Raw genomic sequence first — 16268 nt, 5'->3', positions numbered from 1 at the left:
TCTAAAGTAAACCAGAAACCGACCTATTCTTCCAGAAGTTTTTTGACCAACTCGGGCACGCCTACTGTAGCCTTCTCCTGAATAATGGTGAGATTCCTGCGGTGCGAGACTCTGGGTGCGTTGGGGTCAATGAGGTAAATAGGGGTATCGTGGGGCGCATACGAGACCAATCCGGCAGCTGGGTACACCTGCAGCGAGGTGCCAATGATGAGTAGATAATCTGCGGTCATGGTTTCCTCGGCGGCTTCTTCTATTAAGGGCACAGCTTCGCCAAACCAGACAATGTTAGGCCTTAATTGAGAACCTTTTTCACAAAGATCCCCCAAGTTAAGGGCCCATCCGGTCATAGGGTAAATCAGGTTCTCGTCTTTGGTGCTGCGGCTTTCAAACAGTTTTCCGTGCAGGTGCAAAATGTGCGAAGACCCGGCCCGCTCATGCAAATCATCCACGTTCTGGGTGATAATGCGCACATCAAACTTCTGCTCCAAGTCTACCAGTGTTTTATGGGCGGCATTGGGCTCTACGCCTAAGGCGCTTTTTCGGCGTTGGTTGTAGAATTCCAGCACCATTGCCGGGTTTTTCTTCCATCCCTCCGGGGAGGCAACCTCCATAACATCATGTCCTTCCCACAGCCCATTGGCGTCTCTGAATGTAGCCAGGCCACTTTCGGCACTGATTCCTGCTCCGGTGAGTACTACAACTTTCTGTTTCATACAAGAGTGTTGAATCTAGAGGTTGGGAAAAGGGTTAAGATAAAGTATTTGATACGGGAAAAAGGCTGAAAAAATACCTCCGTTTTAAGGCTTGTTCCGGAAAACAAGCTTCAAAACGGAGGTAAAACAAGGCTGTCAATCCTCCAGCTTCCAGCTACACGAACCTACAGCTTAGCTTGCCTTTTTCTTAGTGGTAGAAGCTTTCTTGGTGGTTGCCGCTTTAGTTGTACCAGTAGTTTTTTTAGCAGCAGGCTTCTTTGTCGTTGTCTTTTTGGCCGCCGGAGCATCAGCGGCTGGAACGGCTTTCTTCTTGAATCCACCACGGGCAGGTTTATCCGGAGTTTGGGCGGCCAATTCAAGGCATTGTTCCAGCGTTAACTCAGCCGGTTCCTGGCCTTTCGGGATCTTCACGTTCTTCTTGCCCACGCAGATGTAAGGCCCGAAACGTCCGTTAAGCACCGTTACCTCTGGGTTCTCCGGGAACGTTTTAATCATCTTCTCGGCATCGGCTTTGCGCTTGGCTTCAATCAAGGCAATTGCTTCCACTTCGGTTACCAGCAACGGATCTAAGTCTTTAGGCAAGGAATAAAATTTGCTGTTATGCTGAATATAAGGCCCAAAACGCCCAATGGCGGCTTTCATGTCCTTGCCTTCAAACTCACCCACTACGCGCGGAAGTTTGAATAATTCCAAGGCTTGCTCCAGGGTGATGGACTCTAGGAACTGACCTTTTCTCAAGCTCGCATATACAGGTTTGGCCTCCGTGCCTTCCACTTCTTCGCCCAGCTGCACGTAGGGTCCAAAGCGGCCTAATTTGGCAATTACTTTCATGCCAGAGACAGGATCCACGCCTAATTCACGGGCGCCGCTAACGGTGGAGCGTTCTACGTTGGCACTGGTTTCAATGGTTTGATGGAAACTTGAATAAAAGTTATCCAACATTTTATCCCACTGCTTTTTACCCGCGGCTATCTCATCAAATTCTTCCTCTACTTTGGCGGTAAAAGAGTAGTCGATCACGCTTTCAAAGTGAGATACCAGGAAGTCGGTCACCACCATGGCTATGTCAGTGGGGAAGAGCTTGGCTTTCTCGGCCCCAGCCATCTCAGTTTTCTTTTGGGTAGAGATCTGGCCGTTCTCCAGGGTAAGCACGTTGTAAGCCCGTTCCTTGCCTTCTCTATTGTCTTTTTCCACGTAACCCCGCTTCTGGATGGTGGAGATGGTAGGCGCATAGGTAGACGGACGGCCAATACCCATTTCCTCCAGTTTCTTCACCAAGCTGGCCTCGGTGTAACGCGGGGCAGGGCGGCTGTAACGCTCGGTGGCCTGCAAACGCTGCAGGTTCAAAGACTGGCCTTCCTGCAAAGGAGGCAACATGCCTTTCACGTCATCATCGGCGAGTTCCTCGTCATCGGTAGACTCTGTGTAAACTTTCAGAAAACCCTCAAACCTGATTACCTCTCCGGTGGCCACCAATTTCTCAGGTTGTCCGCTGATGGAAATGGTAGCGGTAGTTTTCTCAATTTCGGCATCGGCCATTTGGGAAGCAATCGCGCGTTTCCGGATCAGGTCATACAAACGTTGTTCGTTGCGATCAGAACTTACCTGAATCGCGGCAAAGTCAGTAGGCCTAATGGATTCGTGCGCTTCCTGCGCCGATTTGGATTTGGTTTTGTATTGACGCGTTTTCACGTAGTTTTCGCCAAAAGAGCGCGCAATCTCCGCCGCCGCAGCCGTCATGGCATCCTGTGAGAGGTTCACCGAGTCGGTACGCATGTAGGAGATCTTTCCTGCTTCGTAGAGGCGCTGGGCCACGGTCATTGTCTGTGCTACCGAGAAAGACAGTTTACGGCTAGCTTCCTGCTGCAGGGTAGACGTGGTAAACGGCGGAGCTGGGCTGCGTTTAGTGGGCTTTTTCTCTAAACTCTCAATAGAGTAGGAGGCACCTATGCAGCGCTTCAAAAAGTCTTCGGCCTCTTCCTGGGTTTTGAAGCGGGTATTCAGCTCCGCTTCCATGCGTTTGCCGTTAGCCTCGAACTGCGCCACCAATTTATAAGAAGAAACGGCTTTATGGCGCTCAATTTCGCGCTCACGCTCTACTACTACGCGTACTGCCACAGACTGCACGCGGCCCGCAGAGAGTCCGGTCTTTATTTTCTTCCAGAGCACCGGGGACAGCTCAAACCCTACCAGGCGGTCCAACACACGGCGGGCTTGCTGTGCGTTTACTAGGTTGGTATCAATGGAACGTGGGTTCTCTATAGCGTTTAAGATGGCGTTTTTGGTGATCTCCCGGAACACAATGCGGCGCGTTTTGGCCTCATTCAGGTTCAGGGCCTCAGACAAGTGCCAGGAAATGGCTTCTCCCTCACGGTCCTCATCGGATGCTAACCACACGATCTCCGCTTCCTTGGCCAGTTTCTTTAATTGCGAGATTACCTCGCGCTTATCTGGGTTCACCACATAGGTGGGCTTGAAACCGTTTTGGATGTCTATGGCATTATTGTCTTTGGGGAGATCGCGCACGTGCCCAAAGCTGGATTTCACAACGAAATCCTTCCCCAGGTACCCTTCAATGGTCTTGGCCTTGGCCGGCGACTCCACAATCACTAAGTTTTTTATCATATGGGAATAGAGCAGGGCAGTGCCCAAAATTTTTTCAAAGATGTAGTAATTTTTTGAGACAATCCAACCACTATCTTTATGCCGATTGTTCCAATGAGGTAAAAGAATATACCTTAGGGGGGTAAAAAGGTTTTTAAGTAAACATCCGCATGAAGAATCTCCTATTAATGCGCCATGCCACTGCGGCAGACAAAGCCATTGGGCAAACCGATTTTGACCGGGAAATCACGCTCTTTGGCCAGCGGCAGGCGGGCGAAGCCGGAATATGGCTCAAAAACCAAGCGCTGGTGCCAGAGCTGGTGTTGTGCAGCTCCTCGGTAAGAACCCAGATGACGCTTGAGAACTTACTGGAGCAAATTGACCAGAAGGTGCCCGTTCAAATGGAGCGGGAGATTTACTATGGTTCAGAGCGAGACCTGCTTACGTTGGTTCACGGCGTAGACGATGAGGTAGACACCTTATTAATATTGGGGCATAACCCTACCATCGCCTTCTTTGCCTCGGCTTTAACGCATGAGGAGGTTTCCTTCAGCCCGGCTTCCATTGCCCACCTGCACTTTAACGGCTATTCCTGGGAAAACTTGCGGGCGGGCACCTGTAAGTTGCATTTCCTGTACCGCGAGTAATATCCGTATTAAGTCTGTTTTTCTTAAAAGGAGCCCAAAACAGGGGAGCAGGTTTATAATAATTTGTAGTTTAGCGGCTCGTTCCACCCTGAAAAATAATTTTCGTTTTTTCTGTAACCTATGGCAGCAACTATCGTATCGGTCATCAACCAAAAGGGAGGTACTGGTAAAACCACCACTACCATTAACTTAGGAAGCGCCCTCCAGAAACTGGGCAAACGCGTGTTGTTAATCGATCTAGATCCTCAAGCCAACCTTTCTTATTCATTAGGCATCACAGAGCCTGCCTGCACCTTGGCCGACGTTTTTTCTGGCAAGGATAAACTGGCCGACTGCCTCCAGGAACGGAACGAGTTGTTTGTGGCACCCGGTTCAAACGAATTGGTGGATGTGGAGATTTCGCTGGTGAACCATGAGGAGCGGGAGCGTTTCTTGCAGCATATGCTGGCTGAGGTGCCCGACTTTGACTACATTCTGATTGACTGTCCTCCTTCTTTGTCGTTGCTGACGGTGAACGCCCTGGCAGCCTCTGACGAAGTACTGATTCCCCTGCAGATGGAGGTGCTCACGTTACAAGGTTTAGGACAAATCCTGAACACAGTGCAGCAGATCAAAAAAAACCTGAATTCTAAACTCAAAGTGAAGGGCATTGTGGTGGTCATGTATGACAAGCGCCGCAAGCTGAGCACCGAGATAGAAGATTACCTCAAAGAGAACGTGGACGAGTATATCTTCCAGCAGCGCATCAGATTGAATGTGAAGCTGGCAGAGGCACCTTCCTTCGGGCAAAGCGTGATAGACTACGATGCGTCTTCCTATGGGGCCAAAGATTATTTGGGATTGGCTAAAGAATTTATCACTATTCCTTAGCAGAGGTATTTCCAGAAGTCTTGTAATATTAGTAAATTGCGAGGATGTCTGTATAAGTAGACATCAGAAATAGATATTTCGGCGAACTTTTTGCCGCAGAGGATAAAAACGCTCTTCAATACATAGATAAGATGGCTTTAGGTAAAAACTTGAAACTCAACAAGGATAAACTGATTGGGAAGACGGAGGCCAGTACGCCCGCTGAGACGCCTGCAGATGCCGTAGCGTCAACGCCGGCAGACGTGACGGAGACAGCCCCCCCAGCAGTGGAACAGCCCGAGGAAGCGCCGATTCAGGAAACAACCACCCCGGAGCCAAGCCCGGTGGCTGATATTCCGTTGGCAGAGTCAAATGGAAGGTCTACAGTTGCCAAAGCACGTGCAGGAGGAAAAACATTGGAGAAAAAAGACGACAAAGTAGAAATACTAATGTCTGAACCAGGGAGTGATCAGGCGCGGAAAAGCAACTCGCCCCGCCAGTCTGCCCAAACCCAAGATTCAGACTATATAAATGAGCAGCTGAACCGCGTGCTCTACGCCCTGGACGCTTTTAAAAAAGGAGACGTTTCTGTGCGCTTGACCAAGCAGAACAACGACATCTTCTCTGAAATCGCTGAAGCCTACAACTCCATGGTGGAGATGATTGGGGGCGTAGGAGGCGAGGTGTCGCGTATCTCTAAAGTTGCCGGGGTAGAGGGTAACCTGAAAGCCCGTGCCTCTGCTGAGAGCGCTTCAGGTTTCTGGAAAGACATGATCAACAATATCAACGGCTTGGTAGACTCCATCGCCGTTCCGGTATTGGAAGTAGGCAAGGTATTGAAGAACATCTCCCGGGGTAACTTGGATGAGACGTTCCAGATTCCGGTGTCTGGTGACTTCAAGGTCATGGCCGAAACCATCAACCGTACCATTGACAACCTGAACCTGTTTGCTGGTGAGGTAACCCGGGTAGCCTTGGAAGTAGGTACCGAAGGTAAACTAGGTGGTCAGGCTTCCGTGCCAAACGTAGCTGGTATCTGGAAAGAACTAACCGATAATGTAAATGCGATGGCGTCTAACCTGACTTCTCAGGTACGGGACATTGCGAAAGTAACAACCGCTGTTGCCCAGGGGAACCTGGACCAGAAAGTAACGGTGGACCTGAAAGGGGAAATGCTCCAGTTGAAAGAGAACATCAACCAAATGGTGGACTCTTTGAACATCTTCGGGGACGAGGTAACCCGAGTGGCCCGTGAAGTGGGTACTGAGGGTAAACTGGGTGGTCAGGCAAAAGTGCCGAACGTAGGAGGGGTTTGGAAAGACCTCACCGACAACGTGAACACCATGGCCTCTAACTTGACTAGCCAGCTCCGTGACATCGCTAATGTGGCCACCGCGGTAGCAAAAGGCGACTTGACTCAGAAGATCACGGTAAACGTGAAAGGTGAGTTAGCCGAGCTGAAGGACAACCTGAACCAGATGGTGGACTCCCTGAACATCTTCGCGGATGAGGTAACCCGGGTTGCTAGAGAGGTAGGAACCGAAGGTATCCTGGGTGGTCAAGCAAACGTGCCTAAAGTTGCGGGAGTTTGGAAAGAACTAACCGATAACGTGAATTCCATGGCGTCCAACCTGACGCTGCAAGTGCGCGACATTGCCAACGTGGCTACTGCGGTAGCGCGTGGCGAGCTGAGCCAGAAGATCACTGTAAATGTAAACGGAGAGCTTCTTCAACTGAAGGATTCATTAAACCAAATGGTGGACTCCTTGAACATCTTTGCGGGTGAAGTAACCCGCGTGGCGTTGGAGGTAGGTACCGAAGGGAAACTGGGTGGCCAAGCCACTGTACCAAATGTAGGTGGTGTTTGGAAGGACCTCACCGACAACGTGAACTACATGGCCTCCAACCTGACGCTGCAAGTGCGGGACATCGCCAATGTGGCGACTGCCGTAGCAAAAGGCGATTTGACTCAGAAAATCACTGTTGGGGTAAAAGGCGAGTTGGCAGAGTTGAAGGATAACCTTAACCAGATGGTGGACTCCCTCAATATCTTCGCGGGTGAGGTAACCCGGGTAGCCCGTGAAGTGGGTACTGAGGGTAAACTGGGAGGACAGGCCACTGTACCGAACGTAGGTGGTGTTTGGAAAGACCTTACCGACAATGTGAATTTCATGGCCGGTAACCTTACCTCTCAGGTACGGGACATCGCCAACGTAGCCACCGCAGTAGCAAGAGGCGATTTGAGCCAAAAAGTAACCGTTGGTGTAAAAGGGGAGTTGGCTGAGCTGAAGGACAACTTGAACCAAATGGTGGACTCGCTGAACATCTTCGCCGGTGAGGTAACTCGTGTTGCGTTGGAAGTGGGTACCGAAGGTAAACTTGGTGGCCAAGCAGCCGTGCCAAACGTGGCAGGTACCTGGAAAGCGTTGACCGACAACGTAAACTCCATGGCCTCTAACCTGACTTTGCAAGTACGCGATATCGCTAATGTGGCGACTGCCGTAGCACGCGGCGACCTAAGCCAGAAAATTACCGTGAACGTGAAAGGCGAACTCCTCCAACTGAAGGACAACCTAAACCAGATGGTGGACTCTCTGAACATCTTCGCCGGTGAGGTAACCCGGGTAGCGCGTGAAGTGGGTACTGAAGGAAAGCTGGGCGGACAGGCAGCTGTACCAAACGTGGCAGGCACTTGGAAAGCCTTAACCGATAATGTAAACTCCATGGCGTCTAATTTGACGCTGCAAGTAAGAGATATTGCGAACGTAGCTACTGCGGTTGCTCGTGGAGATTTAAGCCAAAAGATCACCGTTGACGTGAAAGGCGAACTCCTTCAGCTGAAGGACAACCTAAACCAAATGGTGGACTCCCTGAACATATTCGCCGGTGAGGTAACTCGCGTGGCGCGTGAAGTGGGTACCGAGGGTATCTTGGGTGGACAGGCAAATGTTCCAAATGTAGGTGGGGTATGGAAAGACCTGACCGAGAACGTGAACTTCATGGCCGGAAACCTGACCTCACAGGTACGGGACATTGCTAACGTAGCCACCGCGGTTGCAAGAGGTGACCTAAGCCAGAAAATCACAGTTGATGTGAAAGGTGAGCTCTTAGAGCTGAAAAACAACCTGAACCAGATGGTGGATTCCCTCAACATCTTTGCTGACGAGGTAACTCGGGTAGCAAGAGAAGTGGGAACTGAAGGGAAACTGGGTGGCCAGGCGAACGTGCCTAAAGTACGTGGTACCTGGAAGGAGTTGACCGACAATGTAAACTCCATGGCCTCCAACCTGACTTTGCAAGTACGTGACATCGCCAATGTGGCGACTGCAGTAGCAAAAGGTGACCTGACTCAGAAGATCTCGGTGAATGTAAACGGTGAACTCTTAGAGTTGAAGAACATCTTAAACCAGATGGTGGACTCCCTTAACGTTTTTGCCGGTGAGGTAACCCGCGTGGCGTTGGAGGTAGGTACCGAGGGTAAACTGGGCGGACAGGCTTCTGTGCCAAATGTGGCCGGCACCTGGAAGATGCTTACCGACAACGTGAACTCTATGGCGTCTAACCTGACCTCTCAGGTACGGGATATTGCCAACGTAGCGACCGCGGTAGCGAAGGGTGACCTGAGCCAGAAAATGACCGTGAATGTGAAGGGTGAAATCCTTCAACTGAAAGATATCCTGAACCAGATGGTGGACTCCCTCAACATCTTCGCGGGTGAAGTAACCCGGGTGGCGTTGGAGGTAGGTACCGAAGGAAGACTGGGCGGACAAGCTAAAGTGCCGAACGTTGCAGGGGTTTGGAAAGACCTTACCGACAATGTTAACACAATGGCCTCTAACCTGACGCTGCAAGTACGTGACATCGCAAATGTAGCGACTGCGGTAGCGAAAGGAGACTTGACCCAGAAGATCACCGTGAATGTGCGGGGTGAGTTAGCCGAGCTGAAGGACAACCTAAACCAGATGGTGGACTCGCTGAACATCTTTGCCGGTGAGGTAACCAGAGTGGCCTTGGAAGTGGGTACAGAAGGGCGCCTTGGTGGCCAAGCGTCTGTACCAAATGTGGCCGGTGTTTGGAAAGACTTGACGGACAACGTGAACATCATGGCTTCCAACCTGACGACTCAGGTACGCGGAATTGTGAAAGTAGTAACGGCGGTATCTAAGGGTGACTTAACTCAGAAACTGACCTTGCAAGCCAAAGGTGAATTAGCTGACCTGGCAGACACCATCAACAGCATGGTGGAAGACCTGAACCGCTTAGCGGGTGAGGTGAGCCGGGTGGCCAGAGTAGCCGGTGTGGAAGGCAAACTGACTGAGCGTGCCACGGTGCATGGTGTGTCTGGAAGCTGGAAAGAACTGGTAGATACCTTGAATGACCTGTTAGAGTCTATTGTAACGCCGGTTCTGGAAGTGTCCCGCGTAGTACGTTCTATCTCTGAGGGTGATTTAACCCAGAAAGTAGAAATCCATACTGCTGGTGATATTCTGGCCATGTCTAACGCCCTGAACCTGGCGGTAGATAACCTGAATGCCCTGTTAGGTGAAATCAACGATTCTTCTTTGATTGTAGGTTCGTCTTCTGAGGAGATGGCGGAAAAAGGATTGGAGATGAACCGGGTAACGGTAGACGTAGCCTTAGCCATGCAACAAATGGCAGAGGGTGCGCAGAACCAAGCTTTGAAAACAGACCAAGCCTTTAAACTGATTGAAGAAATCATGAAGGCCACCAAAGAAACCGCGAACAAAGCCGATGTGGTGAACCGTTCTGCGGTGATGGGAGAGGAAACTTCTCAGTTAGGTCTGAAAACAGTGGCCGAGGTGGTGCGCAACATGGAGGAAATTTCTTCTTCTGCGGCCTTGACAGCCAAAACCATTGAAGTACTAAGCACCCGCAGCCAGGAAATCTCAAAATCACTGGGTGTGATCACCGACATTGCAGCGCAAACGAACTTGCTGGCCTTGAACGCAGCCATTGAGGCGGCGAGAGCAGGTGAGGCGGGACGCGGTTTCGCGGTAGTAGCCGAGGAAATCCGGAAGCTGGCAGAAGGATCCCGCAAATCTGCGAGTGAAATCAGCACGCTTGTAGACGACGTGAAGAAAGATACTTCTTCTGCCGCCGCGGCGATTGCTACCATGGAAGGTCGGGTACTTAAAGGAAAGAATGCAACATTTGAAGCATCCGGTGCCTTTAAGAACATTGCTACCTCCAGTGGTGAAACGCTCCGCAGTGCCCAGGACATCCTGGTGTCTACCGAGGTGCAGAAAACCTCTATTGGAGACGTAGTGAAGTACGTGGAGGAAGTGGTAGCCATTGCCGAGCAAACTGCTTCTGGTACCCAACAAGTGGCAGGTACAGCTAAGCAATTATCTGGTTCCATGCAAGAGCTAACCACTTCCAGCCAACGTCTGAACGACATCGCTGATGACCTGCAGATAAGTATTTCAGCCTTCAAACTGGTAAATGGCAACCTAGTTTTCCCTAACCGGAATGGACGTAAGTTGTCAGCGGTACCTTCGGCCCGCAAGCGCACCTTCACCGGTGATGAGGTGAATGATGCAGACTTAAATAATCGATTTACCGGAAAAAAGACGCTTAAAAACAGAGGTCAGGAATAATGGAATCTCAGAACGTCCGGGATAAGAAGGATAAAGTAGTAGAGGAGAAGGTGCACCTGATTGTCTTCAAATTAGGCAGTGAGGAATATGGCGTCCGGATTGATCAGGTAAAGGAAGTAACCATTACCCCTGAGATCACCAGAATGCCTAAAACCCCTTCCTTTATCAAAGGAGTTTCTAATATTAGGGGAGACATCATAGCGATTATGAATCTGGAAGAGCGCTTCAGAATTGAGCGCCCTTCCGGAGTTGCCCCTTCTCAGCATACCTATACCCTGGTGATGGAAGCCAAGGATTATACCATGGGCTTTATTGTGTACGAGGTGCCCCAGTCTTTGACTTTGCCCGTATCCAGTATTGATAAAGCACCTTCCTTCATTCAGGATATTAACATAAATGAAAACTTCATTGAGGGAATAGGCAAGTATGAAGACCGGCTCATCATTGTGCTGGATATCTTCAAGATCCTTACCGCAGATGAAGTATCGCAATTGAAATCATAGTGCTCATTTTTTGACCTAATTACTTATGGAGATCACGGATAAAAAAAGAATCTTAATTGTAGATGATTCCTTCTACATGCGCACTATGTTGAAAAACATGCTGCTTGACGCCGGATATGATGTGGTAGGAGAAGCCCCGGATGGTAAAACTGCCCTTCAAATGGCCAAGGAGAAAATTCCGGATCTGGTAACCTTAGATGTGATCTTGCCAGACAACACTGGTTTAGATGTGCTGAAAGGCATTAAGCAGGATAACCCAGACATTAAAGTAGTAATTGTAAGTGCCGTGGGGCAGGAAGTGATTATGAACGAAGCTGCCGAGTATGGGGCTCTGCATTATATTATAAAACCCTTCTCTGAAGACAAAGTATTAGAGGCTTTGAACAACGCCTTCAAAGAAGAATAGAAATTAAACCAATAGACGAACGCCACTCCTTCACCCTGTGCAGAGATCTAAAATCAGAGTTTTAATTGGGGATACATCCGTACGCTCAAGGCTCGTGCTTTCTGGTATGATAGAAGCCGAACCTCAATTAGAGGTGGTAGATACTGCCCAGACGCAGGAAGAATTGCTGCATAAAGCGTTTTCTTCCAAGCCTGACCTGATCGTGACTCATTACGGCCTGACCATGAGCGGCAGAGTGCCTATGTTTAAACGCATCTATGGTGAGAAGTCTTCACTTCTGCTCATGGTTTCAAATGGGTTAGCAGAGAATGCGTCCGTCAGCAATACCTTAGATAGAGTTGGCTCTTTCCATCACTTATCTTACACGGTAAAAGCTTCCACAAAGGAGGCTAATAAAGCCGGCTTAATGGCCAAGCTTAGGGAATTGGTGACTTACTCCACGGATGGGCCTGTTCATGTATCCCCTAAAGTAAACGAAAAGTCCAAAGAGCGTTGGCTTAGGTATACCAGCACTTTAGTAGAAAAAAAACCTATGGCAAAAGCACCTCTTAACGTCATCGTTATAGGGGCTTCTACTGGGGGATCTGCGGCCATAGAGTACCTGATAAAGGACCTAAGCATTCAGCAGCCTACCGTTGTGTTAGTGGCCGTGCACATGCCAGAGAAATTCACCAAACGCTTCGCTAAAAGGTTACAGAAACTAACAGACTGGCGGGTAGAGGAAGGATATGAGGGCATGAATCTGACCGCCGGAACGGTCGTGATTGCGCCGGGTGGCCAGAACATGCGCGTCAAAGAAAAATCTTTGAGACCTAACCAACTCATCATCGAGTTGGAGCCCTCAACAGCAATGGATTCGCCCTCAGTAGATGCTTTAATGCATTCTGCCGCACAGTGTGCCCAAGAGCAGGTTTTAGGGATCATTCTGACAGGAATGGGCCATGATGGTACTGCCGGTGCCCAGGAGATTGTGAAAAGAGGTGGGATGGTGATTGCGCAGAACGAAGAAACATCAACCATTTTCGGGATGGCCAAATCGGCTATCGATAGTGGCGTAATAAGTGGAGTTTTCCCCTTAGGGCAGCTAAACTCCATCATGAACCGGTTTGTGGCGAACCGTTATATGGGCAAAGCGCTCCAACAGAAACTGGTAGGATGAAGTCGAGAGATCAGGAATATAAAGAGATTTTTATAGCCGAGGCTCTCGAGTACTATGATGCGCTAAACCGGCACATCAGTGATCTGGAGAAGAGCCCGGAAGATGAACAACTATTAGCGGAGGTTTTCAGGTTACTCCATAACCTGAAGGCTAACGCAAAAGCGATCGGGTACGAAAACATTGCTGATATTTCCCACAAGCTGGAAACTGCTTTTGGGTTGATCAGAAACAAAGAACTGAGCTTCAGTAATGAGGTGGTGACGGTTCTCTTTGATGGGATTGACCTGTTAGGGGAAATGATCACCGGTGTTGATGGGTCAAAGGAAGTGGAGCCAAGCCCAGACTTGCTCCGGAACCTGGACATCATCATCAATTCGCAGGCCGAGAATACTTCTGAGCTGTCAAGGGTTCAAAAATACTATACCTCTAAAAACCTTTCGCTTTCTGACCTGATTTATATTCAGATCAAGAAGCTGGACCATTTGCTGAACCTGGTAGGGGAGTTGATCATTGACCGTGACCGAATTTTCTCCATTAGTAAGGAGCTGGACCATGATGACCTGAAGAACGTAAGCGCGCACTTGTACCGCATCACTGAAGAGCTGCAGTACAGCGTCATGGATGCTCGCCTAGTAAATGTAGGTTCCTTGTTCAACAAGTTTCCGCGCATTGTGCGCGACATTGCCGTAGCTGAGAAAAAAGAAATAAACCTGGAGATATATGGGTCAGACATTCAGATTGACCGTAACATTCTGCAGATTATCACCGACTCGCTTTTGCACCTCATGCGGAATGCCATTTCGCACGGGATAGAAAAGGCCGATGTACGGAAAAAGGCAAAGAAAACGCCACAAGGCAACGTGACTCTTTCGGCTCAGAACGACCGCGACACGGTAATTCTAAAGCTGATAGATGACGGAAAAGGCATTGACCAACAGGAGGTAAGACGAGCCATTGTACAACGAGGCTTTCTTTCGGCCGATGCTGCGGGAGATTTACGGGATACCGAAGTACTGTCCTATTTGTTTGAGCCGGGTTTCTCCCTGGCTAAAGAAGTCACGGAAGTATCTGGTAGGGGAGTTGGACTGGATGTGGTGAAAAACGCCATTGATTCTATTGGCGGAAGAATACGCGTTGACTCTAAGAAAGGCGAAGGCACTACATTCACGCTTTTCCTGCCTACTTCCATTGCGGTAAAAGGAGCGTTGCTGTGCCAGGTGGAAGAGAATTTTTATGCCATTCCATTGATGCACACAGATTCGGTAGTGGCCCTGCCAACCGCTGAACTTCATGAAGTAGGAGAGTTGCTGGTAGCGGACATCAACGGCGAGACCATTACCATTGTTTCTCTGCGCGAACTGTTCAATACCGACATCAGCCAGTACAGCGTTAAGAAAAGCGATTTTCTGGACGATGTGCAAAACATCATCATTGTGACCTACAACAACCGGAAACTTGGTTTGATCGTGGACAAGCTGCTGCGTCAGCAAGACATCGTGATCAAAGCCTTGAGCAAGCCGGTCAATACTATTGAGATTTACGCGGGGGTAACCCTTTTAGGATCAGGCAAAGTGTGCCTGGTGCTGGATGTGGCCGCCATCACCCGTTACTTTATTGCCAGAAGATAAGAGCTGATGGATAATCACATTTTTATAGCCTGATTCATGGAGCTTCAAGTAAATGAACTAGAGCGGGATATTATTAAAGAAATCCTGAACATAGGACTGGCCAGGGCGGCTGACTCCTTTGCAGTCATCGCCAAGGATCGAGTATTGTTGAAAGTGCCAGACCTACAGCTGATGGAGGCCGAGGAGCTTCTGAAGATTGTGCGGGCCTATGAAAATTCGCATACCATCATTCAGTCAGACATCAAAGGCGAGTTGAATGGCTCTACCCTGATGCTTTTCTCTGAACTGCATGTAGAGCAGCTTTCAAAGGTGTGCCTGGGCATGACGGTGAAGGGAAGTGACCCGTTAACTGAAATGCAGGAATCCTTGTTGCTGGAGGTGAGTAACATCATAACCGGTGCCTTGGTGACGCAGCTGGCTAATATTCTCAAGTCTAACATTTACGGATCGCCGCCTGTGGCCCCTAAACACGACATTGCGGAATCACTGAAAGGTATTTTTACTGACCATCCTTTGTTTCAGCCGTTAGTGTTCACAGTTATTACCCAGTTCACGAACAACACCCAAATGGTGGAGTTGCCCCTGCTTCTTTTCTTTGACACCAACACCTTTATTAAAATACTGGAAATTATCCGTTCCTATAATTTCTTGACCAAATAACCTGGAACCAGATTTCTTTACAGCATAAGAGCCGCCCTGCGCGGCTCTTATGCTGTAAAAGGAAGGGGTAAGAGGAAATTTTGGGGCTGTTTTTTCAAAAACCGCTGCAAACCCCAATTCTTTCTAACTTTCCAATCCAGTATCTTTTTTGTTGTTTTGCGCGTCTCAACAAATAATTGAACTAGATAACCGCTTATGGACGCTTTAGGAAGACATATTCTGGTAGAGTTTTACAACTGCTCTCCAGAGTTGATGAACGATGTGGTACACATTGAAAACAGCATGGTCGCCGCCGCCGAAACGGCCGGTGCTACCGTCATCAACAGTACCTTTCACCACTTTTCTCCTTATGGCGTTTCAGGCGTGGTAGTAATTCAGGAAAGTCACCTGGCTATCCATACCTGGCCAGAGTTTGGCTATGCTGCCGTAGATTTATTTACCTGCGGCGACTCGGTGGACCCTTGGGTTTCCTATAATTACCTGATTGAGGCGTTCGAGGCCAGCCACGGCTCTTCCATGGAATGCCTCCGGGGTCAGCAGAGTCTCCTTAAGCGGACCGATTTTACCGTTGAGGCCCGCGATTCTGGTCAGCCCGTGGCCACCATCCCGCGCATTACTCGCGATGTGTGGTTCACCGAGCGGGACGAGAACATTGCCCTTTCCTTAAAACACTCTGGTACCCAATTATATAAAAAGCAGTCGCCATACCAGAAAGTTGAGGTGTTTGAGACTCTGGCCTACGGCAACATGCTCACCTTGGACGGCATGGTGATGTGTACCCAGAAAGACGAGTATGTGTACCACGAGATGATCACGCATGTGCCTTTTTTCAGCCATGGGAACGTGAAGCGAGCCTTGGTAATTGGCGGGGGCGACGGCGGAACCGTACGGGAACTGCTGCGCCACGACAGCATTGAAGAAGTAGTGTTGGTAGAGATTGACGAGCTGGTGATTGAGGCCTGTAAGTTACATTTGCCAGAAACCGCCAGTGCCTTCGGTCATCCTAAACTGAAGTTGCTGGTAGAAGACGGCATTAAATACATTCAGGATTGCGCCGATGCTGCTTTTGACCTCATCATAGTTGATTCTGCGGATCCTGTAGGTCCGGGGGAAGGCTTGTTTACCGCCGAGTTCTACTCAGAAGTGTACCGCTGCCTATCCGCTGACGGGGTGATGATCACGCAAAGTGAATCGCCTAGATTCAACACAAATGTGTTCGTAGAAATTTTTGATACCTACAAAGGTATTTTCGGGCAGGAAAACGTGCACTGCTATCTGGCAGCCATTCCTACGTACCCCACTGGTACCTGGAGCTTCTCTTTCTGCTCTAAAGGCAACATGCATCCTAAGAAATTTAACCAGGAAGCAGCCTCGGCATTCTCCCGGTCCCAGAATCTACGGTACTACAACGAAGACATTCATGTAGCCGCCTTTGCTTTGCCTAATTTCGTTAAAGATTTACTTTCTTCTAAATCCTAGTC

General features: G+C 49.3%; 11 protein-coding genes. 9 read left to right on the top strand and 2 right to left on the bottom strand.

Annotation, left to right across the window (positions count from 1 at the left end; translation table 11 throughout):
* Positions 1 to 23: 23 nt before the first annotated feature.
* Both ACW9SV_RS13595 and topA read right to left on the bottom strand, forming a co-directional pair.
* Positions 24 to 713 (bottom strand): SIR2 family NAD-dependent protein deacylase, encoded by a 690-nt coding sequence (locus tag ACW9SV_RS13595; RefSeq protein ID WP_479557312.1) that lies wholly within the window; start codon positions 711 to 713, stop codon positions 24 to 26.
* Positions 714 to 884: 171 nt separating this feature from the next.
* Complete coding sequence (topA, locus tag ACW9SV_RS13590) at positions 885 to 3338, bottom strand: type I DNA topoisomerase (protein WP_479557311.1); 2454 nt, start codon at positions 3336 to 3338, stop codon at positions 885 to 887.
* A gap of 149 nt (positions 3339 to 3487) precedes the next feature.
* Here topA and ACW9SV_RS13585 point away from each other — a divergent pair, with 149 nt between their 5' ends.
* The 9 genes from ACW9SV_RS13585 (at position 3488) to speE (ending at position 16266) form a co-directional block, all read left to right on the top strand.
* The gene (locus ACW9SV_RS13585; RefSeq protein WP_479557310.1) at positions 3488 to 3964 is read left to right on the top strand and encodes a SixA phosphatase family protein; all 477 of its coding nucleotides are present in this window, start codon (positions 3488 to 3490) and stop codon (positions 3962 to 3964) included.
* Positions 3965 to 4084: 120 nt separating this feature from the next.
* Positions 4085 to 4834 carry a ParA family protein gene (locus ACW9SV_RS13580; protein ID WP_479557309.1) on the top strand — a complete coding sequence of 250 codons (750 nt, stop codon included), beginning with the start codon at positions 4085 to 4087 and terminating at the stop codon, positions 4832 to 4834.
* Positions 4835 to 4983: 149 nt separating this feature from the next.
* Complete coding sequence (locus ACW9SV_RS13575) at positions 4984 to 10431, top strand: HAMP domain-containing protein (protein ID WP_479557308.1); 5448 nt, start codon at positions 4984 to 4986, stop codon at positions 10429 to 10431.
* Entirely contained in the window at positions 10431 to 10934 is a 504-nt protein-coding gene (locus tag ACW9SV_RS13570) for a chemotaxis protein CheW (protein WP_479557307.1), read from the top strand. The genes ACW9SV_RS13575 and ACW9SV_RS13570 overlap by 1 nt, the downstream gene beginning before the upstream one ends.
* A gap of 25 nt (positions 10935 to 10959) precedes the next feature.
* Positions 10960 to 11340, top strand: coding sequence for a response regulator (locus ACW9SV_RS13565; protein ID WP_479557306.1), 381 nt, complete (start codon positions 10960 to 10962; stop codon positions 11338 to 11340).
* A 106-nt stretch (positions 11341 to 11446) separates the two neighbouring features.
* Entirely contained in the window at positions 11447 to 12499 is a 1053-nt protein-coding gene (locus ACW9SV_RS13560; protein WP_479557305.1) for a CheB methylesterase domain-containing protein, read from the top strand.
* The gene (locus tag ACW9SV_RS13555) at positions 12496 to 14127 is read left to right on the top strand and encodes a chemotaxis protein CheA (RefSeq protein ID WP_479557304.1); all 1632 of its coding nucleotides are present in this window, start codon (positions 12496 to 12498) and stop codon (positions 14125 to 14127) included. Before ACW9SV_RS13560 ends, ACW9SV_RS13555 begins: the two co-directional genes overlap by 4 nt.
* Before the next feature lie 36 nt (positions 14128 to 14163).
* Positions 14164 to 14787 carry a chemotaxis protein CheC gene (locus ACW9SV_RS13550; protein ID WP_479557303.1) on the top strand — a complete coding sequence of 208 codons (624 nt, stop codon included), beginning with the start codon at positions 14164 to 14166 and terminating at the stop codon, positions 14785 to 14787.
* A 195-nt stretch (positions 14788 to 14982) separates the two neighbouring features.
* The gene (gene speE, locus ACW9SV_RS13545; protein WP_479557302.1) at positions 14983 to 16266 is read left to right on the top strand and encodes a polyamine aminopropyltransferase; all 1284 of its coding nucleotides are present in this window, start codon (positions 14983 to 14985) and stop codon (positions 16264 to 16266) included.
* Positions 16267 to 16268 lie beyond the last annotated feature (2 nt).

Source organism: Rufibacter sp. JT20002, assembly GCF_056491185.1.
Note: the sequence above shows the minus strand (reverse complement) of the source record. Positions and strands in the feature narration are given on the sequence as shown.

Coding starts and splice junctions, on each gene's coding strand:
- ACW9SV_RS13595 (WP_479557312.1), bottom strand. CDS start 713: ATGAAACAGAAAGTTGTAGTACTCACCGGAGCAGGAATCAGTGCCGAA.
- topA (WP_479557311.1), bottom strand. CDS start 3,338: ATGATAAAAAACTTAGTGATTGTGGAGTCGCCGGCCAAGGCCAAGACC.
- ACW9SV_RS13585 (WP_479557310.1), top strand. CDS start 3,488: ATGAAGAATCTCCTATTAATGCGCCATGCCACTGCGGCAGACAAAGCC.
- ACW9SV_RS13580 (WP_479557309.1), top strand. CDS start 4,085: ATGGCAGCAACTATCGTATCGGTCATCAACCAAAAGGGAGGTACTGGT.
- ACW9SV_RS13570 (WP_479557307.1), top strand. CDS start 10,431: ATGGAATCTCAGAACGTCCGGGATAAGAAGGATAAAGTAGTAGAGGAG.
- ACW9SV_RS13565 (WP_479557306.1), top strand. CDS start 10,960: ATGGAGATCACGGATAAAAAAAGAATCTTAATTGTAGATGATTCCTTC.
- ACW9SV_RS13560 (WP_479557305.1), top strand. CDS start 11,447: ATGATAGAAGCCGAACCTCAATTAGAGGTGGTAGATACTGCCCAGACG.
- ACW9SV_RS13555 (WP_479557304.1), top strand. CDS start 12,496: ATGAAGTCGAGAGATCAGGAATATAAAGAGATTTTTATAGCCGAGGCT.
- ACW9SV_RS13550 (WP_479557303.1), top strand. CDS start 14,164: ATGGAGCTTCAAGTAAATGAACTAGAGCGGGATATTATTAAAGAAATC.
- speE (WP_479557302.1), top strand. CDS start 14,983: ATGGACGCTTTAGGAAGACATATTCTGGTAGAGTTTTACAACTGCTCT.